This window comes from Paucisalibacillus globulus (assembly GCF_900184735.1).
Classification (GTDB): Bacteria; Bacillota; Bacilli; order Bacillales; family Amphibacillaceae; genus Ornithinibacillus; species Ornithinibacillus globulus_B.
This window is the reverse complement of record NZ_LT855386.1, coordinates 139,759-160,862: the sequence shown is the minus strand read 5'-3', so window position 1 is coordinate 160,862 and position 21,104 is coordinate 139,759. Positions and strand designations below refer to the sequence as shown.

Annotated in this window: 21 protein-coding genes; all 21 read left to right on the top strand. The window is 35.6% G+C overall.

The genetic code is table 11. From position 1 onward, the window contains the following. Positions 1 to 151: 151 nt before the first annotated feature. The 21 genes from rplS to fliI all read left to right on the top strand — a co-directional run bounded on the left by rplS (position 152) and on the right by fliI (position 21,104). Positions 152 to 496 (top strand): 50S ribosomal protein L19, encoded by a 345-nt coding sequence (gene rplS, locus BN999_RS02945; protein WP_042144870.1) that lies wholly within the window; start codon positions 152 to 154, stop codon positions 494 to 496. A gap of 114 nt (positions 497 to 610) precedes the next feature. Beyond that, a complete protein-coding gene (gene lepB / locus BN999_RS02940) occupies positions 611 to 1,156 on the top strand; it encodes a signal peptidase I (RefSeq protein WP_096269908.1) in 546 nt (181 codons plus the stop codon). 5 nt (positions 1,157 to 1,161) lie between these two features. Continuing rightward, positions 1,162 to 2,016, top strand: a complete 855-nt coding sequence (gene ylqF, locus BN999_RS02935) for a ribosome biogenesis GTPase YlqF (RefSeq protein WP_096269907.1) — start codon at positions 1,162 to 1,164, stop codon at positions 2,014 to 2,016. A gap of 342 nt (positions 2,017 to 2,358) precedes the next feature. Beyond that, the gene (locus tag BN999_RS02930; RefSeq protein ID WP_096269906.1) at positions 2,359 to 3,126 is read left to right on the top strand and encodes a ribonuclease HII; all 768 of its coding nucleotides are present in this window, start codon (positions 2,359 to 2,361) and stop codon (positions 3,124 to 3,126) included. Between the two features lie 15 nt (positions 3,127 to 3,141). Continuing rightward, on the top strand, positions 3,142 to 4,836 hold the full coding sequence (locus BN999_RS02925) for a hypothetical protein (RefSeq protein ID WP_096269905.1): 1,695 nt from the start codon (positions 3,142 to 3,144) through the stop codon (positions 4,834 to 4,836). Further along, positions 4,833 to 5,114 (top strand): EscU/YscU/HrcU family type III secretion system export apparatus switch protein, encoded by a 282-nt coding sequence (locus BN999_RS02920; RefSeq protein WP_096269904.1) that lies wholly within the window; start codon positions 4,833 to 4,835, stop codon positions 5,112 to 5,114. Before BN999_RS02925 ends, BN999_RS02920 begins: the two co-directional genes overlap by 4 nt. A 91-nt stretch (positions 5,115 to 5,205) precedes the next feature. Next, positions 5,206 to 6,372: an ADP-forming succinate--CoA ligase subunit beta gene (sucC, locus tag BN999_RS02915; protein WP_096269903.1), complete on the top strand. Its 1,167-nt coding sequence runs from the start codon at positions 5,206 to 5,208 to the stop codon at positions 6,370 to 6,372. 49 nt (positions 6,373 to 6,421) lie between these two features. Then, complete coding sequence (gene sucD, locus BN999_RS02910; protein ID WP_096269902.1) at positions 6,422 to 7,324, top strand: succinate--CoA ligase subunit alpha; 903 nt, start codon at positions 6,422 to 6,424, stop codon at positions 7,322 to 7,324. A 110-nt stretch (positions 7,325 to 7,434) separates the two neighbouring features. Continuing rightward, positions 7,435 to 8,334 (top strand): DNA-processing protein DprA, encoded by a 900-nt coding sequence (dprA, locus tag BN999_RS02905; RefSeq protein ID WP_096269901.1) that lies wholly within the window; start codon positions 7,435 to 7,437, stop codon positions 8,332 to 8,334. Positions 8,335 to 8,561: 227 nt separating this feature from the next. Beyond that, a complete protein-coding gene (gene topA / locus BN999_RS02900; RefSeq protein WP_096269900.1) occupies positions 8,562 to 10,640 on the top strand; it encodes a type I DNA topoisomerase in 2,079 nt (692 codons plus the stop codon). A 391-nt stretch (positions 10,641 to 11,031) separates the two neighbouring features. Further along, entirely contained in the window at positions 11,032 to 11,949 is a 918-nt protein-coding gene (gene xerC / locus BN999_RS02895; RefSeq protein WP_096269899.1) for a tyrosine recombinase XerC, read from the top strand. A 17-nt stretch (positions 11,950 to 11,966) separates the two neighbouring features. Next, the gene (gene hslV / locus BN999_RS02890; protein ID WP_096269898.1) at positions 11,967 to 12,512 is read left to right on the top strand and encodes an ATP-dependent protease subunit HslV; all 546 of its coding nucleotides are present in this window, start codon (positions 11,967 to 11,969) and stop codon (positions 12,510 to 12,512) included. Between the two features lie 19 nt (positions 12,513 to 12,531). After that, on the top strand, positions 12,532 to 13,923 hold the full coding sequence (gene hslU, locus BN999_RS02885) for an HslU--HslV peptidase ATPase subunit (RefSeq protein WP_096269897.1): 1,392 nt from the start codon (positions 12,532 to 12,534) through the stop codon (positions 13,921 to 13,923). 31 nt (positions 13,924 to 13,954) lie between these two features. Next, positions 13,955 to 14,734 carry a GTP-sensing pleiotropic transcriptional regulator CodY gene (codY, locus tag BN999_RS02880; RefSeq protein ID WP_096269896.1) on the top strand — a complete coding sequence of 260 codons (780 nt, stop codon included), beginning with the start codon at positions 13,955 to 13,957 and terminating at the stop codon, positions 14,732 to 14,734. A gap of 404 nt (positions 14,735 to 15,138) precedes the next feature. Next, complete coding sequence (gene flgB, locus BN999_RS02875) at positions 15,139 to 15,534, top strand: flagellar basal body rod protein FlgB (RefSeq protein ID WP_096269895.1); 396 nt, start codon at positions 15,139 to 15,141, stop codon at positions 15,532 to 15,534. 2 nt (positions 15,535 to 15,536) lie between these two features. Continuing rightward, the gene (flgC, locus tag BN999_RS02870) at positions 15,537 to 15,992 is read left to right on the top strand and encodes a flagellar basal body rod protein FlgC (RefSeq protein ID WP_096269894.1); all 456 of its coding nucleotides are present in this window, start codon (positions 15,537 to 15,539) and stop codon (positions 15,990 to 15,992) included. Between the two features lie 11 nt (positions 15,993 to 16,003). Then, positions 16,004 to 16,303, top strand: a complete 300-nt coding sequence (gene fliE, locus BN999_RS02865) for a flagellar hook-basal body complex protein FliE (RefSeq protein ID WP_096269893.1) — start codon at positions 16,004 to 16,006, stop codon at positions 16,301 to 16,303. Between the two features lie 144 nt (positions 16,304 to 16,447). After that, the gene (gene fliF, locus BN999_RS02860) at positions 16,448 to 18,028 is read left to right on the top strand and encodes a flagellar basal-body MS-ring/collar protein FliF (RefSeq protein WP_255247384.1); all 1,581 of its coding nucleotides are present in this window, start codon (positions 16,448 to 16,450) and stop codon (positions 18,026 to 18,028) included. A 13-nt stretch (positions 18,029 to 18,041) separates the two neighbouring features. Continuing rightward, a complete protein-coding gene (fliG, locus tag BN999_RS02855; protein ID WP_096269891.1) occupies positions 18,042 to 19,055 on the top strand; it encodes a flagellar motor switch protein FliG in 1,014 nt (337 codons plus the stop codon). Beyond that, on the top strand, positions 19,048 to 19,788 hold the full coding sequence (gene fliH, locus BN999_RS02850) for a flagellar assembly protein FliH (protein ID WP_176481856.1): 741 nt from the start codon (positions 19,048 to 19,050) through the stop codon (positions 19,786 to 19,788). Before fliG ends, fliH begins: the two co-directional genes overlap by 8 nt. Then, a complete protein-coding gene (gene fliI / locus BN999_RS02845) occupies positions 19,785 to 21,104 on the top strand; it encodes a flagellar protein export ATPase FliI (RefSeq protein ID WP_096269889.1) in 1,320 nt (439 codons plus the stop codon). The genes fliH and fliI overlap by 4 nt, the downstream gene beginning before the upstream one ends.

The window sequence follows — 21,104 nt, the reverse complement described above, 5'->3', positions numbered from 1 at the left end:
AATTAAATGATATTTTTTAATATCTAGTTGAAGTCTATCACTAATTATGATATATTATTTATTGTGCTTAAGTACGATTAAGTGCATATAAACGATGTTCCGCTGTTACCATCTTGTATTATGAGCATTGGTTTGGAAGGAGTGAAGCAGGATGCAAAAACTAATCGAAGAAATCACAAAAGATCAACTTCGTACTGATCATCCTGATTTCCGCCCAGGAGATACTGTAAAAGTTCACGTTAAAGTTGTTGAAGGAACTCGTGAACGTATTCAGATATTCGAAGGTGTCGTTATTAAACGTCAAAACGGTGGAATCAGCGAGACATTTACAGTAAGAAAAATTTCTTACGGTGTAGGTGTTGAACGTACTTTCCCAGTACATTCTCCTCGTCTTGATAAAATCGAAGTAACTCGACGTGGTATTGTTCGCCGTGCGAAATTATACTATCTTCGTAACCTACGCGGAAAAGCAGCACGTATCAAAGAACGTCGATAAGACTGTAAAACGAAATGTATTGTTTGTAAGGAGCTTGGTACTTTGTTCAAGCTCCTTTTTACATAATAAAAGTATTAGGATACGATATATTCAGTAGGTTTCGGAGGTTAGAGTATGGCAAAAGGAAAGAGTGAATGGTTAGATTGGATTAAGGCTCTTTTAATTGCGTTTGGATTAGCCTTTCTAGTAAGAACCTTTCTATTTACACCGATAATTGTTGATGGTCCTTCCATGCAACCAACACTTCAAGATCGCGATCAAATGATAGTTAACAAGTTTACGTATCGGTTTGATGAGCCAGAAAGATTTGATATAGTAGTTTTTCATGCGAATGATCAAAAGGATTTTATAAAACGAGTCATCGCTTTACCCGGTGAACATGTTGCATATAAAGATAATAATTTATACATAAATGGTCAGCCTATAGAGGAAAAGTTCTTTACCGATAATAACATCGATTTATATACGAATGATTTTACTTTAGAACAAATTAAAGGGAATTATTCAATCGTGCCAGAAGGACATGTCTTTGTTCTAGGTGATAATAGGACAAATTCAACTGATAGCAGGTTGCTTGGGCCAATACCTATTGATCAGATTGTTGGTAAAGCGAGTGTTATCTATTGGCCATTTGACCGATTCGAGTTTATAGGAGAGTAAACGGTATGACAATACAATGGTTTCCAGGCCATATGGCAAAAGCGAGACGAGAAATTGAAGAAAAGCTTAAACTTGTTGATTTTGTGATGGAGTTAGTGGATGCGCGTGCGCCATTGTCGTCCCAAAATCCAATGTTGCGCCAAGTGCTACAAAATAAATCAAAAATGGTATTATTAATGAAGCGTGATTTAGCTGATCCAAAGGTAACAAATGAATGGATAGAATATTATAAAGAAAACGATATTCCAGCAATTGCGGTAAATGTAAATGATAAAACTGATATCAACCGAGTCATTCAGCAAGCTAAAGAATTAGGACAAATAAAGCTAGAAAAACTATTGAAAAAGGGAATAAAACCTAGGCCAGCAAGAGCAATTATTGTTGGTATACCAAATGTTGGAAAGTCTACGTTAATTAATCGATTAGCAAATAAGAAAATAGCTAAAGTAGGAGATCGCCCTGGTGTAACGAAGCAACAGCTTTGGATTAAGGTGAAGAAGGAATTTGATTTACTTGATACACCTGGTATTCTCTGGCCAAAGTTTGAGGACCAAGAAGTTGCTTATCGATTGGCTGCAATCGGAACAATAAAGGATCAATTACTTTCCTTACAAGATATAGTAGTATATGTGATTAATTATTTGAAAGCTTATTATCCTGCTCAATTAGAAGAACGTTATCAAATTGAATCAAATGATGAGGATATGCTGGATATATTTAATAAAATTGGGAAATTAAGGGGTGCACTAGAAAGCGGCGGGACTGTTAACTTAGATAAAGTTTCAGACCTTGTACTCCGTGATTTAAGAACAGGCCGATTAGGGAATATTACCTTAGAGAGACCAACAGAAGGACAATGAAGACATACGTCATAATGATGGATGTCTTTTCTTTTTTTACTTTATCAATTATTGGTCATAAACCATTCAACATATTTGATTAGATAAGGCTATTTGAGTACAGTTTGATACTATTTTGATAGGAACTGCTCTGTCTTCGGACACGTGCTATTCCCGCAGGAGTCTTCTGCCGGAGCGGTAATCGTTCCACTATCCTCTTTTAATTATGAGGGTTAATAGTACGTTACCGCGCAGTTTCTATCTACTCTTTGTTAAATACTGGGAAGACAACAATCTTTTAGAAAACAGTCTAATACATCTCTAGATAGTGTCGATATAAAAAGAAGAAAGATAGGTGTAAACATGGGGAAGCTATCAATTTCAGAAATAAAAACATTATTTACTGAAGAAGAACTTACAGAAACAGAAATAGCAACATTAAAAAATGATACACGCAAAGGTGTACAACAACTAATTGCAAAGTACGAGAAAGATAAGCAAAAAAGACAGATGCTTGAAAAAGATTTTTATGAAATGTGTACATATGAACGAAATAGCCGTTTAAAAGGGAAGGAAATGATTGCTGGTATAGACGAAGCTGGAAGAGGTCCACTTGCTGGTCCTGTGGTAGCTGCAGCGGTTATTCTACCAGAAGATTTTAAGCTCATAGGTTTAAATGATTCCAAACAGATAAGTGAAACGAAACGCAATGAGTTCTTTGAATATATTAAAGAAAATGCTATTAGCTATAGTGTATCTGTTATAGACAATCAGACAATAGATAGAGTAAATATTTTTGAAGCAACTAAACTGGCAATGAAAGAGGCATTGCTACTGTTAGATACGCCAGCTGATCATGTACTAATTGATGCAGTAAGATTAGATAATCTCCCATGTACCTCTGAATCTATTATCAAGGGTGATGCAAAGAGTATTTCGATTGCAGCAGCTAGTATTTTAGCTAAAGTTACCCGAGACCGTTTGATGAATAAGATTCATGAAGAGTACCCGATGTATGATTTTAAATCAAATATGGGTTATGGTACAAAGTATCATATGGAAGCATTAAATGAATATGGAATTTCACCATATCACCGCAAATCATTTGCACCAGTTAGAGAGAATATCTAGAAGTGAGTGATCTAGTTGAGTATTCAAAAAGTGTTAGGCAATCAATTGCAGAAACTGCAAGATACACCTCAAATGCTCAGGAAAGGGCAAATTATACAAGGCAGAATACTAAAGCTTTACCCAAATAATAAGGCTAGCATTCAACTTGGTACAAATAAATTAATCGCCCAGCTAGAAGCTTCACTAGCAGTTGGAGAAAGATACCATTTTCAAGTTGGGTCAACAGAAAATATGATCCATTTAAAAGTATTAGGGGATGCTCTGACTTACAATAGTAAGTCCCATCTGCAAGAACTATTCTCGCACTTAGGGATTAAATCAACAAAAGTAAATCATGTGTTTGTAAACACACTTCTTGAGAGGAAAATTCCTTTCAATAAGGGCCAATTACAACGTGCAATAGCTTTATTAGAAGGGACACCAGATAAAAGACAAGCCCAAAATGTTTTACTTGAGATGATAGCAAAACGAATTCCACTTACAGATTCTATATTCGAATCTCTTCAGGAGAGATTAGTAAGTAGTTTCACAGAAAGACTTGGAGCATTAGACAAGGCAGTCCAAAACACCCCAACACTAAAGGATAATCATAAACAAGTTATTTATGATAAGTTTAATAGTGTGATTAGCCAAGATAAACTTCTTTCCAAATTACTTGTAATAGCAGAAAATAAGGAATTATTCCATCTGCTGAAATCCATCCAAATAATTGATCATGATTCGCAGTTTACTGAGTGGAGTAATCGGGTAAAAAATATTTCAAATGGAAATGTATTAGAAGTAAACACGCTTGTAGATGTGGATAAGTTACAGAATCTATTTAAAATTGATTCCATCCGTAACAATGTATTATCAATCCTAACTATATATGGGGATAATTTACAATCCAGTATTGGGAATAAAAAGCCGTTAGCTGTAGAAGTTTTTGCCAATTTAGTAAAAGAAGTTAAACAAAATGTTCTTCAACCTTTACAGATTAACAGCGCTCATCTCGTTAATAACCCACAACAGTTACAAAACTTATTACAGGAATTGGAAGTATTAGCTCATAGTGATAAACTATTGAGCCTTGACCGTTTTTCGCACCAATTAATTAAGGATTCATTTGCTGAACAGACAAGAAATATGTTGGAAAATGTTGGTTTGCAATATGAAAAGTCTATCTTGCATGATGAAAAAAATCCAGCGAACTCATTAAAGGCAATACTCCTATCATTAGTTCAAACTAGTGACGGATTAGTACAGGATCAAGCCAATAAGTTTTTACAATTTGTAAACGGAATGCAGTTGCAATCCATACAGGAGACGGGTGAATTTCTTCAAGCTAATTTAATCGTTCCAGCTAGCAAATTAGGGATAGAAAGCGATGTAGAATTAGATTTTGAAGGAAAGAAAAAAGATAATGGTGAGATAGACCCTGATTTTTGCAGAGTGGTATTTTACCTGGATCTCGCAACAATCAAAAAGACAGTAGTGGATATGCATGTGCAAAAAAGGTCAATATCATTAACCATACTAAATGATAATTCGATAGAAGATATTATGAGACCTTTACAATCTTTGTTGAAGGAAGGGTTAGAGAATATCAATTATCATTTGTCTAATGTCAGCCATAAACCGTTAAGTAGTCAAGAATTAAACCATACCAAAAATAAATTTTTGAAATATAACCAGTATTCCTCTTCCAAGGGAGTTGACCTACGAATATGAGTGAAAAAAGACAGAAAGCTGTTGCATTAAGCTATGATCAAGAACAAACGTATGCTCCGCGAGTCAGTGCAACAGGTAAGGGGCTTGTAGCTAATCAAATCATCAAGAAAGCTAAAGAAAACCAGATCCCAATATTAGAAGATAATACTCTAATTGAATTACTTTCTGAACTGGATATAAATGAAAGAATTCCAGAAGAATTGTATCAGGCTGTTGCAGAGGTATTTGCATTTATCTACCAAACAGACAAGAAAATGGAACAAAGTAATAAATATTAGTTAAATTACGACAAATAATTTCTCTTTTCTTGTACATTTATTTGTTTTTTAATACAATGAAAATGCAGTGATTTTGATGGGAGGACAAAGAATGAATATTCATGAGTACCAAGGGAAAGAAATTTTACGCAAATATGGTGTAAAGGTTCCTAATGGATATGTTGCATATACAGTAGATGAAGCTGTAGAGGCAGCTGAGAAATTAGGCACATCAGTAACTGTAGTTAAAGCACAAATTCATGCTGGTGGACGTGGTAAAGCTGGTGGTGTAAAAGTTGCTAAGAATTTAGATGAAGTACGTACATATGCTAATGAAATTCTTGGTAAAACACTTGTAACACATCAAACTGGTCCAGAGGGCAAAGAAGTTAAGCGTTTACTAATTGAAGAGGGCTGCGATATTCAAAAAGAATATTATGTAGGGGTTGTTCTTGAACGTGCCACTTCTCGTGTTGTCTTGATGGCATCTGAAGAAGGTGGAACTGAAATTGAAGAAGTAGCAGCAGAAACTCCAGAAAAGATTTTTAAAGAAGTAATTGATCCTGTTGTTGGTTTACTACCTTATCAAGCTCGTAGACTAGCATTTAATATTAATATTCCAGATGAATTAAATAGTAAAGCAGTTAAATTCATGATGGGCTTATATCAAGCGTTTGTAGAAAAAGATTGTTCTATTGCTGAAATTAACCCACTTGTTACAACTGGCGATGGTGAAGTATTAGCATTAGATGCTAAATTAAATTTTGATGATAATGCTTTATATCGTCAAAAAGACGTAACAGAGTACCGTGACTTAGATGAAGAAGATGAAAAAGAAATTGAGGCTTCTAAATTTGACCTTAGCTATGTAGCTTTAGACGGAAACATTGGTTGTATGGTAAATGGTGCAGGTCTTGCAATGTCTACAATGGACATCATTAAGCATACTGGCGGCGAACCGGCTAACTTCCTTGATGTTGGGGGCGGTGCTACTGCTGAGAAAGTTACAGAGGCATTTAAAATTATTTTGTCCGATAAGAATGTAAAAGGTATTTTCGTTAACATTTTCGGTGGAATTATGAAATGTGACGTAATAGCTGAAGGTGTAGTAGCAGCTACTAAAGAAGTCGGATTAGATCTACCACTAGTAGTTCGTTTAGAGGGTACAAATGTTGATTTAGGGAAGAAAATTTTAAATGATTCTGGATTAAACATTATTCCTGCAGATTCAATGGCGGATGGTGCAGAGAAGATTGTATCCTTAGTCAAAGGTGCTTAAATAAATTTGGTAGATAGAATAGACTAGATTTTGGAAAGGGCGGACGTAAATGAGTGTATATGTTAATAAAGATACAAAAGTAATTGTCCAAGGGATTACTGGCGGAACAGCTAGATTCCATACAAAACAAATGCTTGAATATGGTACGAAGATTGTTGGCGGAGTAACACCTAAAAAAGGTGGTACAGAAGTAGAAGGAGTACCCGTGTTTAATACTGTAAAGGATGCAGTTGATACTACAGGTGCTACAGCATCTGTTATCTATGTTCCTGCACCATTTGCGGCAGATGCGATTGTTGAAGCAGTAGATGCAGAACTAGATTTAGTTATCTGTATTACAGAGCATATTCCTGTATTGGATATGGTAAAAGTTAAACGATATATGGAAGGTAAGAAAACACGTTTAATTGGACCAAACTGTCCAGGAGTAATCTCTCCAGATGAGTGTAAAATTGGAATTATGCCAGGATATATTCATACTAAAGGTCATATCGGAGTTGTTTCACGATCTGGAACATTGACATATGAGGCTGTACATCAACTTTCACAAGCTGGATATGGTCAAACTACAGCTGTAGGTATTGGTGGAGATCCGGTTAACGGCACAAACTTTATCGATGTTCTAAAAGCCTTTAATGAAGACCCTGAAACTTATGCAGTTGTAATGATTGGTGAAATCGGTGGTACTGCAGAAGAGGAAGCGGCTGAATGGGTTAAAGCAAATATGACAAAACCAGTAGTAGGATTTATTGGTGGAGCTACTGCACCTCCAGGCAAACGTATGGGTCATGCAGGAGCAATTATCTCTGGTGGTAAAGGAACAGCAGAAGAAAAAATCCGTGTTATGAATGAGTGCGGTATTGCTGTTGCAGAAACACCTTCAGTTATCGGAGAGACTATGATTCGTGTCCTTGAAGAACAAGGATTAGCTGAAAAGTGTAAAACTCACTAATTCAAAATTTAATAAGAGGCTGGTACAAGTGTCCCAGCCTCTTAACTTTAGTCTTTATGTCATATTGACTCAACGAATGGCTTCTATATTAATAGAAAGGAAGTGTATTTTTGCATAAGAATAATAGAGATAGACTCATACATCTTCACCGATGCCGTGGACTATCAAGGAATAAACTTCGAAGACTACTTCAATTAGACCCCTCTTTATCCAAACTGTATGGATTATCTTCCCCTCAGATCAGTAATTTTCTATCTATCAATAAAAAGATGGCAGAAAAGCTTTATAGGGATCTACATAGCCATACGATAATAGAAGACATCCAAAAGGACTTAAAACATTATCATATCATCACAATCATTGACGAAAACTATCCCCCTATGTTAAAAACAATTAAAGATGCACCATTAGTATTATATGCAGCCGGGAATGTCTCCTTATTATTTGGTGCCCCCGCGATTAGTGTAATTGGAACTAGAAATCCCTCTGAAACTGCTAACCAAAAAGTTAAATTTGTAGTAACTCCTTTAATTAGAGAAAATTGGGTTATTGTCAGTGGTATGGCCAGGGGTATTGATAGTTTGGCACATAAATTAGCATTATATGAAAATGGTAAAACAATCGCTGTATTAGGTAGTGGCTTTCACCATATTTATCCAAGAGAAAACATAAAATTATTCTATCAAATTGTACAAAAAGGATTAGCTATATCTGAATATCCTCCCAATGTACCGCCAAAAAAATATCACTTTCCTGAAAGAAATCGATTAATCAGTGGCTTAAGCTTTGCGACATTAGTTGTAGAGGCAACGGAGAAAAGTGGTACCATGATTACGGTAGACCAGGCTTTAGACCAAGGTAGAGAAGTATATGCAGTTCCAGGGTCACCATTAGTAACACAGACAAAAGGCTGTCTGAAACTAATACAAGATGGGGCAAAAGTAGTCATAACCTATGAAGATATACAAAAAGACTGGGAAACACAACAGATTTTTTGGAATAAATGTTAGAAACTTGCTCTTGGAAATTATTCGTATGTTTGACAAATATACCGTATATATTTAATATAGGTGAGGATTTAATAAAACGAATACTTATTAATTTCGGATTTAAAATCTGAAAATGTTGACATTTTTATTATCTATTCATACATTTAATTGTATAGTGATTTAAGGACACGAATGATTTAGGAGATAAATGTACTAGATTTTCGTTACCTCAGTTAAGGAGGAAAAGGATGGCTGACTATCTCGTAATTGTAGAATCACCTGCAAAAGCGAAAACGATTGAACGTTATTTAGGGAAAAAATACAAAGTAAAAGCTTCTATGGGACATGTTATCGATTTGCCAAAAAGTCAAATGGGTGTTGATGTAGAAGAGGGTTATAAGTTAAAGTATATTACGATTCGTGGTAAAGGTGATATATTAAAGGATTTAAAGAAATCAGCAAAGAAAGCAAAAAAAATATATCTAGCAGCCGACCCCGACCGTGAAGGGGAAGCAATTGCTTGGCATTTAGCACATGCGTTAAATGTAGATGAAAACTCTAAGTGTCGAGTCGTATTTAATGAAATTACAAAAGATGCAATTAAAGAATCATTTAAAAATCCACGTTCCATTGATACAGATTTAGTAGATGCACAACAGGCTAGAAGAGTACTCGACCGATTAGTTGGTTATAACATTAGTCCTTTACTTTGGAAAAAAGTAAAAAAAGGTTTAAGTGCTGGTCGAGTGCAATCAGTAGCCCTTAAAATGATTATTGATCGCGAAAATGAAATTAATAATTTTAAACCAGAAGAGTATTGGTCAATAGAAGCAAACTTTCAAAAGGATAAAGAATTATTTGAGGGTACCTTTTACGGAATTGATGGAAAAAAATTGGAGTTATCTTCTGAGTCAGAAGTAAAAGATGTATTAAGTAAACTGGTAGATAAAAAGTTTACGATAGATAAAGTAACAAAAAAAGAAAGACGTCGTAACCCTGCGAAGCCTTTTACCACATCTTCCTTACAACAGGAAGCAGCAAGAAAGTTGAATTTCCGAGCAAGGAAAACCATGATGATTGCACAACAATTATATGAAGGTATTGATCTCGGTAAATCTGCTGGAGGTATTACTGGTCTAATTACGTATATGCGTACAGATTCGACCCGAATCTCTAATACAGCTAAAGATGAGGCAAAGGGATATATTGAAGATAAGTACGGAAGTGAATTCCTAGGTATAAATAAAAGTGAGAAGGTAAATGAAAAAGCGCAAGATGCCCATGAGGCAATACGCCCGACTTCTGTATTAAGAGAACCGAATTCACTCAAGTCTGTGTTATCAAGAGATCAGTTAAGACTGTATAAACTCATATGGGAACGTTTCTTAGCAAGTCAGATGGCATCGGCAATTTTAGATACCATGACTGTGACACTTAAAAATAATAATGTAGAATTTCGTTCGACGGGTTCAAAAGTTAAGTTTAAAGGATTTATGAAAGTTTATGTGGAAGGTACTGATGATAATAAAAAGCAGGACGATAAATTTCTTCCAAATTTAGAAGAGGGCATGATTGTAAATGCCAATGAAATTAATCCTAATCAACACTTTACACAGCCACCACCACGCTTTACAGAAGCGAGATTAGTTAAGACAATGGAGGAGTTAGGCATAGGTAGACCATCAACCTACGCTCCGACGCTTGACACCATTCAACGCCGTGGATATGTGACATTGGATAATAAGAGATTTATACCGTCTGAACTCGGTACAATTGTTGTAGATTTATTAAAAGAGTTTTTCCCAGAGATTATCGATGTTGAATTTACCGCGAAAATGGAAAATGATCTAGATGCTATAGAAGAAGGCGAAGTAGAGTGGGTTAATATCATTGATGATTTTTATCATGGATTCCAAGAACGCTTAAGTGTGGCTGAGGAGGAAATGGATAAAATAGAAATTAAAGACGAACCAGCTGGTATCGACTGCGAAAACTGCGGACACGAAATGGTTTACAAGATGGGGCGCTATGGTAAATTTTTAGCTTGTTCTAATTTTCCAGATTGTCGCAATACAAAACCAATCCTGAAAGAGATTGGTGTTACATGTCCGAAGTGTAAGGAAGGTAATGTTGTAGAACGTAAGTCGAAGAAACGTCGTGTTTTCTATGGGTGTGATCGTTTTCCAGAGTGTGACTTTGTCTCATGGGATAAGCCAATATCTAGACCATGCCCTAAATGTGATTCATTATTGGTAGAAAAGAAAAACAAGAAAGATACACAAATTGTCTGTACAAACTGTGATTATAAAGAGAATAGTCAGGGATAACAGAGTCGCTCATACCTTGAGCGTCTTTTGTTTTTAGTCCAAAATGTTTTACATTTTTTGAAAAGGGTAAAGAATTATAATTGTTTTAGATTATAATTTTTGAACAATTGGTAAAAATGATAGATAGGTGATTAATTCTAAATATTTGTAGGTATCGAATAATGTCGAAAAATGAAGAGTTCTTTGTTGACTATTAATACGTGAATCGCTATAATTATCCAGTGGTAAGAGAAACTACTTGACAGCAATTTCTTTGAGATAAAAAGGTTTAGGTTGAAAATGTTTAGTGTTGCGCTCAATTCAGAATTTTGTTACAATTTTGTTAAGTTCATTGCAATCTCTAATTCACATGTGATATATTATTAGTTGGCTGTCAGGTTGAGGTGAGTATTTGGAAAATTTCACACAGTTTCAAAAGCTTTTCACAGAATATCTGCAAATAGAAAAAAATGCTTCACCGTACACAGTTGAATACTACAATCATGACTTGGATGAATTCTTTTCTTTTTTATATCAAGAAGGAATCCAAACCTTTCAGGAAGTTGACCTGCAATGTATTCGTTTGTTTCTAACCACTCTCTTTGATAAGAAGTTCTCAAGAAGGTCTGTATCAAGAAAGATTTCTAGTTTGCGTACTTTCTTCAAGTTTTTAGAGAGGGAAGAAATTATAAATTCTAATAACTTCTCGCTTATTACTTTACCCAAAGCGGCTAAGCCCATTCCAGGCTTTTTATATGAAGAAGAAATGGTAAAACTTTTTGAAAGTAATGATACTGAGGACCCTTTGGGTCAGCGGAATTTAGCACTGCTAGAGATACTATATGGCACTGGTATTCGGGTAAGTGAATGTCAAAACCTACGTCTTAAGGATATTGATTTTTCAATTGGTACACTCCTTGTAAAAGGGAAAGGAAATAAAGAAAGATACGTACCTTTTGGTAGCTTTGCTGAGAAGTCTCTACAATTATACATACATGATGGTAGAAAACAACTACTAGAAAGGTCCGGATCAAATTCTGAATCGGTTTTCCTTAACTCAAGAGGTAACCCAATTACAACACGAGGGATAAGATTGATATTAAATAAAATGGTAGAAAAAGCTGCGCTTACAATTAATATCCACCCACATAAGTTAAGGCATACTTTTGCGACCCATATGTTAAATGAAGGTGCTGATTTAAGGACCGTTCAAGAACTCTTGGGACATGAAAGCTTATCTTCTACTCAGATTTATACCCATGTCACAAAAGATCATTTACGAAACATCTATTTAAATAGTCATCCTAGAGCAAAAAGAAGTCAGGAATAACGGATGAGGTGAGTTTATTGGCACATGAAATTCATGCCACCACGATATTTGCTGTTCAGCATAACGGACAATGTGCAATGAGTGGTGATGGTCAGGTTACATTGGGGAATTCCGTTGTTATGAAACACAAAGCTAAAAAGGTTAGAAGATTGTATAATGGCCAAGTTTTAGCTGGATTTGCTGGTTCTGTTGCGGATGCATTTACCCTGTTTGAAAAATTCGAGGGTAAACTCGAGGCGTTTAATGGTAACTTAACTAGAGCTGCAGTTGAATTAGCGCAAGAATGGCGTAGTGATAAAGTGCTACGGAAGTTAGAAGCAATGCTTATTGTAATGAATATAGAAAGCATGTTGCTCATATCTGGAACTGGAGAGGTAATTGAGCCTGATGATGGTATATTAGCAATTGGCTCAGGTGGAAACTATGCACTTAGTGCAGGTAGGGCTCTTGTAAACTATTCAGAACATATGTCAGCAAAAGAAATTGCACTTGCTGCAATGAAAATTGCTGGAGAAATCTGTGTGTTTACAAATGATCAAATTACATTGGAAGTACTTGATTAATGAGGAGGCCATTGCAAATATGGGGATAGATTATACTCCGAGACAAATTGTTAACCAACTTGATAACTACATTATTGGTCAGCAAAATGCTAAGAAGTCGGTTGCTGTTGCTCTCAGAAACAGATACCGTAGATCCTTGTTGGATGAAAAACTCAAAGATGAGATTGTTCCGAAAAATATTCTTATGATTGGGCCAACTGGGGTAGGTAAGACTGAAATAGCTAGACGCTTAGCGAAGTTGGTTGGTGCACCATTTGTAAAGCTAGAGGCTACAAAGTTTACAGAGGTTGGCTATGTTGGGCGCGATGTCGAATCGATGGTTCGGGATTTAGTGGAAATGTCTATGCGCATGGTAAAAGAAGAAAAAATGAGTGAAGTATTAGACAAAGCAAAAGAAGAGGCTGAGAAAAAACTCGTCAAGCTATTAGTTCCACAGGTGAAAAAACAGTCAACCATTTCTAATCCTTTTGAAATGCTATTTTCAGGTCAAGGAACACAACAAGACAATGATGATTCGGAAAAGGATGAAGAAATTAAGAGTAAACGAAGTAGGGTAGCTCATCAACTTGCAATGGGTGAACTAGAAGACCATATGGTGTCGATCGAGATAGAAGAAATTCCACCATCAATGTTCGATATGTTACAAGGTTCTGGAATGGAACAAATGGGTATGAATATGCAAGATGCTTTAGGCCAATTTATGCCGAAGAAGAAGAAGAAACGAAAGCTTCCTGTGTCTGAAGCCAGAAAAGTTCTGACGCAACAAGAGGCACAAAAACTTGTTGATATGGAAGAAGTCTCTCAAGAAGCAATAACTAGGGCAGAACAATCTGGTATTATTTTTATTGATGAAATTGATAAAATTGCTGGTAAGCATGATAACTCACCGAATGTATCTCGAGAAGGTGTGCAACGTGATATCCTACCGATTGTAGAAGGGTCTACTGTCGTAACCAAACACGGACCTGTTAAAACTGACCATATGCTATTTATTGCAGCGGGGGCATTTCATATGGCGAAACCTTCTGACTTAATACCGGAATTACAAGGGCGATTTCCGATTAGGGTAGAGTTAGAGAAACTTTCTGTTGATGACTTTGTTCGAATTCTAAATGAACCATCAAACGCTCTCTTAAAACAATATCAAGCTCTACTTAAAACGGAAGGTATAAACGTAGTTTTTACTGACAAAGCTGTCAATAGAATTGCGGAAATTGCTTATCAAGTAAATCAAGATACAGATAATATTGGTGCTAGAAGGCTTCACACTATTCTAGAAAAATTATTAGAGGATTTATCATTTGAAGCACCAGACGTTTCTATGGAGAAGGTAGAGATAACTCCGGAATATGTCGATCAAAAACTTAGCACCATTGTTAAAAATAAAGACTTAAGTCAATTCATATTGTAATAATAATTAAAAAAATGGAGGATTACATGACATGGAACTATTAAATCGCGCAAGAAAAATCAACTCAATGTTGCAAAAAGCAACAGGTAAATCAGTAAACTTCAACGATATGGCTGCATCACTGACAGACGTTATCAAAGGAAATGTTTTCATTTTAAGTAGAAGAGGGAAGCTACTTGGTTATGCAATTAATCAAGAAATTGAGAATGAGCGTATGAAATCTATGCTTGAAGAAAGACAATTCCCTGAAGAATACACAGAAGGTTTATTCCATATTCATGAAACAACAGCAAATTTAGACATAAATAGCCAATACACAGTTTTCCCAGTGGAAAACAAAGACTTATTTCAAAGTGGTTTAACTACAATTGTTCCTATTATTGGTGGGGGAGAACGCCTAGGAACGCTGATCATCGGAAGATTGAAAGAGACATTTAATGATGACGACTTATTGTTAGCTGAATATGGAGCTACGGTTGTAGGTATGGAAATTCTTCATGAAAAGACAGAAGAAATCGAAATGGAAGCTAGAAGTAAAGCTGTTGTTCAAATGGCAATCAGTTCTCTTTCTTACAGTGAGTTAGAAGCAATCGATCATATCTTTGAAGAACTTAATGGTCACGAAGGTTTACTTGTAGCTAGTAAAATTGCTGACCGTGTAGGTATTACAAGATCCGTAATCGTAAATGCATTAAGAAAGTTAGAAAGTGCTGGAGTAATTGAGTCACGTTCACTAGGTATGAAAGGAACATATATCAAAGTTCTAAATGATAAGTTTTTAGTGGAGTTAGAAAAGTTACGTTCTAGATAAGTAATAAAAAAAAGAATTCATAGAGAAACTATGAATTCTTTTTTTCGTTTTTATATTATTTAATTAAAAACTAGCATGTCCCAAAGTTATTTAGGATATGCTAGTTTTTAATTTCTACAGAATTTTGTAGATAAAATGGACTATAATGAATATCCTTAACCACCCATTTTTTACAAATTTCTACAATTATTTACTTACTTAAATACTAAAGTTCTAAACAACTTAATCTCAATACGACTTTTTATAGTAAAATATACCTAGTATTAAGCTCCTGTTTTGACGTAACTATTAGAATTCTGTCGAATTTTGATAGACTTTATCCCAGATATAAATTACAATATTCGTATACAATTTATTTTTTATGTCCGTTTTAATGTATTTTTTTACAAAAAGGTGGGTTTTGAATGAATCTGTTTAGTGGAACGATTAATACTTTACAACAATCACTAAATTATTCTTCTATTAAAAATCAGACGATTGCTTCCAATATTGCTAATGTCGATACTCCTAATTATAAAGCGAAAGATGTCGTTTTTAAGGATGTGCTTCAAAATGAGTTATCAAGTTCAATAGCTGCTAAGAGAACACACCCAAGGCATTTATCTTTTGATCTTGACCAACGATTATCCTATCAAACAGTTCAAAGAAATAATACAACATTTAATCATAATGGTAACAATGTGGATATTGATAAAGAAATGGCGGAATTAGCACAGAACCAAATTTATTATCAAAGTTTAGTAGATCGAATAAATGGTAAGTTTAATAGTTTACAAACGGTAATTAAAGGAGGAAGGTAAGGATGTCCATTTTCAATGCATTTAATGCAAGCAGCAGTGCTCTTACAGCGCAGCGGTTACGCATGGACGTTATTTCATCTAATATTGCTAATGCGAATACGACTCGAGCAACAGTGAATGAAAATGGTGAGTACGAACCGTATCGTAGAAAAATGGTACAAATTGAGCCAACGGACAAAAGTTTTCGAACATTCCTTCAAAAAGCTACCAGTACCACAGACAATAAAGCTACTGGTGTCAAAGTAACAGAAATTGTTGAAGATGAAGAGCCTTTTAAACTTGTCTATAACCCTTCGCATCCAGATGCAAATGAAGCAGGGTATGTTCAAATGCCAAATGTAGATCCACTGAAAGAGATGGTAGATCTAATGAGTGCAACAAGGTCATACGAAGCAAATATTACTGCAATTAATGCTAGTAAAAGCATGTTAATGAAAGCATTAGAAATAGGTAAATAAGGAGTAGACAAATGAATCTTGCTATAAATGGAATAAATACTAGTGCAGTTAAAGATGTAAATACACTTAAGACTTCACCAGGAAAAGCACAAGCAAGTTTTGCGAATGTGCTTAAAAATGCAATAAGCAATGTAAATGACTTACAGGTCTTATCTGATAAGAAAACAGAGGCTCTTGCATTAGGGAAAATTGATGACTTGCATGATGTTATGATAACGGCACAGAAGGCTAGTATTACATTACAGGCGACTGTTGAAGTACAACGTAAAGCAATTGATGCTTATAACGAGATAATGAGAATGCAAGTATAACCTTCTATCATATATATCGGAAACTTTTACAAAGTTTTAATAAAATTAATAAAATTTACAACTGTATTATTAATAAAGTGATATGAAGGTTTTTATTATATTGTTTGGAATTTGGCGGGGGAGTACATGAATAACGAAAAAATAATGAAATTAAAGGAAACAGCAAGAACTTTTTGGTCCAAACGGTCGAAAAGTCAAAAAGGTTTATTAATAGGTTCGATCGTAGCGGTTATTGCTTTAGTAGCAGTCATTTCATTATTTACGACGAATACAAAATATGTGCCATTATATAATAATTTATCCTTGCAGGAAGTTGGCCAAATAAAGACAGAACTAGAAACTAGAGGCATTCCATTTGAGCTGGATAAGGGCGGAACAACTATAATGGTTCCTAGTGAACAAGCTGACGGATTGTTAGTTGATTTAGCGGGACTAGGGATTCCAAACAGTGGCAGTATTGATTATTCATTCTTTAGTGAAAACTCTTCATGGGGGATTACTGATAATGAATTTAACATCATGAAGCTTGATGCTATGCAAACTGAACTTGCGAACCTAATTAAGAGTATTGATGGGATTAATGACGCTACGGTTATGATTAATATGCCCAAGGAGCCGGTCTTTGTAAATGAGGCGACTCAACCTACAAGCGCGTCAATCGTAATTGAAACAGCACCTGGATATCGATTTGAAGGTAATCAAATAAATTCTCTGTATCAACTAGTGTCGAAGGCTGTTCCAAATCTTCAACCAGAAGATATTACCATTATGAATCAGTATTTTGAATACTATGACCAGAATTCTCAGAATTCTCCGGGATTTCAGGATGCCTATACTTATCAACAGACTGTGAAAAAAGATATTGAACGTGATCTTCAGCGAAGAGTACAGCAAATGCTTGGAACAATGGTAGGTATGGACAATGTTATCGTTTCAGTTACTGCAGACATCGACTTCACTCAAGAAAATCGAGTAGAAGAAATTGTTGAACCGGCAGACCCAGAGAATATGGAAGGTTTACCAGTTAGTATTGAAACAATTCGTGAGACGTATTCTGGCGAGGGTGCAAATGCAGGAGGTGTCCCAGCTACTGGTGATGGTGATATAGCGAATTATCCTGGTGCAGAAGAAGGTCAAAATGGTGATTACGAATACATCAAAGAAACAATAAATAATGAATTTAATCGTATCCATAAGGAAATTGTAGAAAGTCCTTATAAAGTTCGTGACCTAGGAATACAGGTAGCGGTTGATAATGTCAAAAGTCGGACTAATGATGATACAGAATACTTATCTCAGCAGGATATGATGGTTGTTGAGGATGGGATTACTTCTATCTTAAATTCTATTATTACAACTTCTATCGATGCTGGATATGGAGATATAGTACCAGAAGAAAAAACATCGATTGTTTTCCAAGAATTTAGTGGTAGCAATACCGCTATCCAAGAACCTGGATTTCAGATTCCACTTTGGATGTATATTGTCGGTGCAGTTCTTCTAGTAATAATTATTATCTTGATTATTTTATTGTTTGTAAGAAAACCTAAGAATCAAGTTGAAGAGATTCGTCAAGAGGCATTTGTTACTGAATCTATTGAAAGTATACCTGAGGTAACAGAAGAGACTGAATCAATTCAACGTAGAAAACAATTAGAAAAAATGGCAAAAGACAAACCAGAAGAATTTGCGAAACTGCTTCGAGGCTGGATTGGGGAAGATTAGGAGGTTTTGAATAATGGCTAGGCAACAAACACAATTAACTGGTAAACAAAAAGCTGCAATTCTCTTAATCTCTCTAGGTCCTGATGTCTCCGCGCAAGTTTATAAGCACCTAACAGAGGAAGAAATTGAAAAGCTTAGTTTAGAAATTTCATCTGTTAAAAAAGTTGATTCTTCCATGAAGGAAGATGTACTTGAACAATTCCATCAGATAGCTCTTGCACAAGATTATATCTCCCAAGGTGGTATCGGTTATGCAAAAACCGTATTAGAAAAAGCATTCGGAGAGCAAGAAGCTAGCAATATCATTAACCGGTTGACATCCTCATTACAGGTAAGGCCGTTTGACTTTGCGAGAAAAGCAGATCCGCAGCAGGTATTAAACTTTATACAAAACGAGCATCCCCAAACGATTGCCCTAGTATTATCGTATTTGGATCCGGAGCAAGCAGGACAAATTTTATCTGCTCTACCACAGGAATTACAAGCAGATATTGCGAAACGAATCGCTACGATGGATTCCACATCACCTGAGATTATTAGTCAGGTTGAAGAAGTACTAGAGAGAAATATCTCATCTTCATTTGCTGAGGACTACACCCAAACTGGCGGAATTCAAACCGTTGTAGAAGTGTTAAACGGAGTTGACCGAAGCACAGAGAGAACTATTCTGGATGCTTTGGAAATACAAGATCCAGAACTAGCAGATGAGATTAAGAAGCGGATGTTTGTATTTGAGGATATTGTGATTCTCGATAATCGTGCCATACAACGTGTTATACGTGAAGTGGAAAATGAAGATCTGCGCTTAGCACTTAAAGTTTCTAGTGATGAAGTTAAGGAAATTGTCTTCAAAAATATGTCCCAACGTATGGCCGAAACGTTTAAGGATGAAATGGAATACATGGGACCTGTTCGACTTCGTGATGTAGAGGAAGCTCAAACTCGAATAGTAGCAATTATAAGAAGACTTGAGGATATAGGTGAGATTGTAATTGCTCGTGGTGGAGGAGACGATATCATTGTCTGATACTCAACCTGTAAACAAAAGGGTTATACAACTAAAACCAGTTTATCAGCCTAAAGCTGATTACGAAGAAAATGATGAAAACCAATTACAACAAGATTTAAATAGAATACAAGAGGCAAAGGAAGAGCTTGAACTTGTAAAAAATCAGCAGGAAACGCTTCTTAAAGAAACAGAAAACCAAATAAAAGTAGCAAAAGATAATTGGATCCAGGAACGGAATCAATTGGTAGAAGAAGCAAAAGAAGAAGGTTTTCGTGAGGGTTTTTCTAAAGGTAGAGATGAAAGTCTTGAACAGTACAAACATCTAATTGAACAAGCAAATACTATCATAGCTGCTTCTAATAAGGATTATCAATCAACCATTGATAAAAGTGAAGAAACTATATTGCATTTAGCTATTCAAATTGCAGAGAGAATAATGAAGTTAGAACTAGAAAATAGACCTGAATCATTCTTGCCAATTGTAAAAGAGGCAATTCTAAGTATTAAGGATCAAAGAGAACTCTCTATATTCTTACATCCAGACAATTACGAGCATGTATTAACACAAAAAAATGAACTTGAAAAAGTTCTTGATTCGAAAGCTACCCTTTCTATTTTTATTAATGAAAGATTAGATGTAGGAAGCTGTGTTATAGAACATCCATTTGGGAAAGTTGATGCAAGCATCGATACGCAATTAAACCAGATAAAACAGGTTTTACATGAAATTGTAATGGAGTCAAAAGAATGAAACTATCGAAATACCTAACCGCAATCCAAGATGTAGATCTCTATAAACGTTATGGGAAAGTACAACGTGTTGTTGGGATTATGATTGAGTCAATTGGACCAGCTGCAAATATTGGTGAAGTTTGCTATATCCATCCAACTTTAAACCGAAATAAACAACCTGTTCTAGCAGAGGTAGTAGGATTTAGTAATGAAAATATCATTTTAATGCCTTATAACGAGGTTGCAGAAATCGGACCAGGTTGTCTTGTAGAATCTACTGGAAAACCTTTAACTGTTAAAGTTGGTCGAAGTTTAATAGGTAATGTGATTGATTCATTAGGCAGGCCACTAGACGGCTCTGAATTGCCAAAAGGATTATCAAATTATTTAACGGAACAATCCCCACCTAATCCTATGGCACGTCCAACCATATCCGAACCGATTCAAGTTGGAGTAAAAGCAATCGATTCAATGTTGACCGTAGGAAGAGGACAGCGCATTGGGTTGTTTGCAGGAAGTGGTGTAGGGAAAAGTACTCTACTAGGGATGATTGCTAGAAATAGTAAAGCTGATATAAATGTTATTGCATTAATTGGTGAGCGCGGAAGAGAAGTTCGTGAGTTTATCGAAAAGGACCTTGGTGAAGAGGGATTAAAGAAATCGATTGTTGTTGTTGCAACCTCAGATCAACCTGCTTTAATGAGGATTAAAGGTGCTTACACAGCAACTGCTATTTCTGAGTACTTCCGAGACTTAGGCTATAACGTTAATCTCATGATGGATTCTGTGACTCGCGTTGCTATGGCTCAAAGAGAAGTTGGACTAGCAACAGGTGAACCACCAACAACTAAAGGGTACACCCCTTCTGTTTTTTCTATTTTGCCTAAACTATTGGAACGTACTGGTACAAATAAATATGGGGCAATTACAGCATTTTACACGGTATTGGTGGACGGAGATGATATGAATGAGCCAATTGCTGATACCGTTCGAGGAATATTAGATGGACACTTTGTAATGGATAGAAAACTTGCAGAGCAAGGTCAATATCCAGCAATAAATATCTTGAAGTCCATTAGTAGGGTCATGAATCAAATCGTGACTACTGAACATTTAGACTCCGCTCAACAAGCTAGAGCTCTTCTAGCAAAATATGAGGATAATAAAGATTTGATTCAAATCGGTGCTTATAAACGTGGGACAGATCATGAAATTGATAAGGCAATTCTTTACCAACCGAAGCTTCAAACCTTTCTAAAACAAAGTGTTCTCGAAAAAGTAACTCTGGAAGAGTCAGTAGAACATTTGAACAGGGTACTTAATGGAGGTAGTTAA

Bases quoted from the DNA above. Each gene is read 5' to 3' on its own strand.
- rplS (WP_042144870.1), top strand. From the start codon at position 152: ATGCAAAAACTAATCGAAGAAATCACAAAAGATCAACTTCGTACTGAT.
- lepB (WP_096269908.1), top strand. From the start codon at position 611: ATGGCAAAAGGAAAGAGTGAATGGTTAGATTGGATTAAGGCTCTTTTA.
- ylqF (WP_096269907.1), top strand. From the start codon at position 1,162: ATGACAATACAATGGTTTCCAGGCCATATGGCAAAAGCGAGACGAGAA.
- BN999_RS02930 (WP_096269906.1), top strand. From the start codon at position 2,359: ATGGGGAAGCTATCAATTTCAGAAATAAAAACATTATTTACTGAAGAA.
- BN999_RS02920 (WP_096269904.1), top strand. From the start codon at position 4,833: ATGAGTGAAAAAAGACAGAAAGCTGTTGCATTAAGCTATGATCAAGAA.
- sucC (WP_096269903.1), top strand. From the start codon at position 5,206: ATGAATATTCATGAGTACCAAGGGAAAGAAATTTTACGCAAATATGGT.
- sucD (WP_096269902.1), top strand. From the start codon at position 6,422: ATGAGTGTATATGTTAATAAAGATACAAAAGTAATTGTCCAAGGGATT.
- topA (WP_096269900.1), top strand. From the start codon at position 8,562: ATGGCTGACTATCTCGTAATTGTAGAATCACCTGCAAAAGCGAAAACG.
- hslU (WP_096269897.1), top strand. From the start codon at position 12,532: ATGGGGATAGATTATACTCCGAGACAAATTGTTAACCAACTTGATAAC.
- codY (WP_096269896.1), top strand. From the start codon at position 13,955: ATGGAACTATTAAATCGCGCAAGAAAAATCAACTCAATGTTGCAAAAA.
- flgB (WP_096269895.1), top strand. From the start codon at position 15,139: ATGAATCTGTTTAGTGGAACGATTAATACTTTACAACAATCACTAAAT.
- flgC (WP_096269894.1), top strand. From the start codon at position 15,537: ATGTCCATTTTCAATGCATTTAATGCAAGCAGCAGTGCTCTTACAGCG.
- fliE (WP_096269893.1), top strand. From the start codon at position 16,004: ATGAATCTTGCTATAAATGGAATAAATACTAGTGCAGTTAAAGATGTA.
- fliF (WP_255247384.1), top strand. From the start codon at position 16,448: ATGAAATTAAAGGAAACAGCAAGAACTTTTTGGTCCAAACGGTCGAAA.
- fliG (WP_096269891.1), top strand. From the start codon at position 18,042: ATGGCTAGGCAACAAACACAATTAACTGGTAAACAAAAAGCTGCAATT.
- fliI (WP_096269889.1), top strand. From the start codon at position 19,785: ATGAAACTATCGAAATACCTAACCGCAATCCAAGATGTAGATCTCTAT.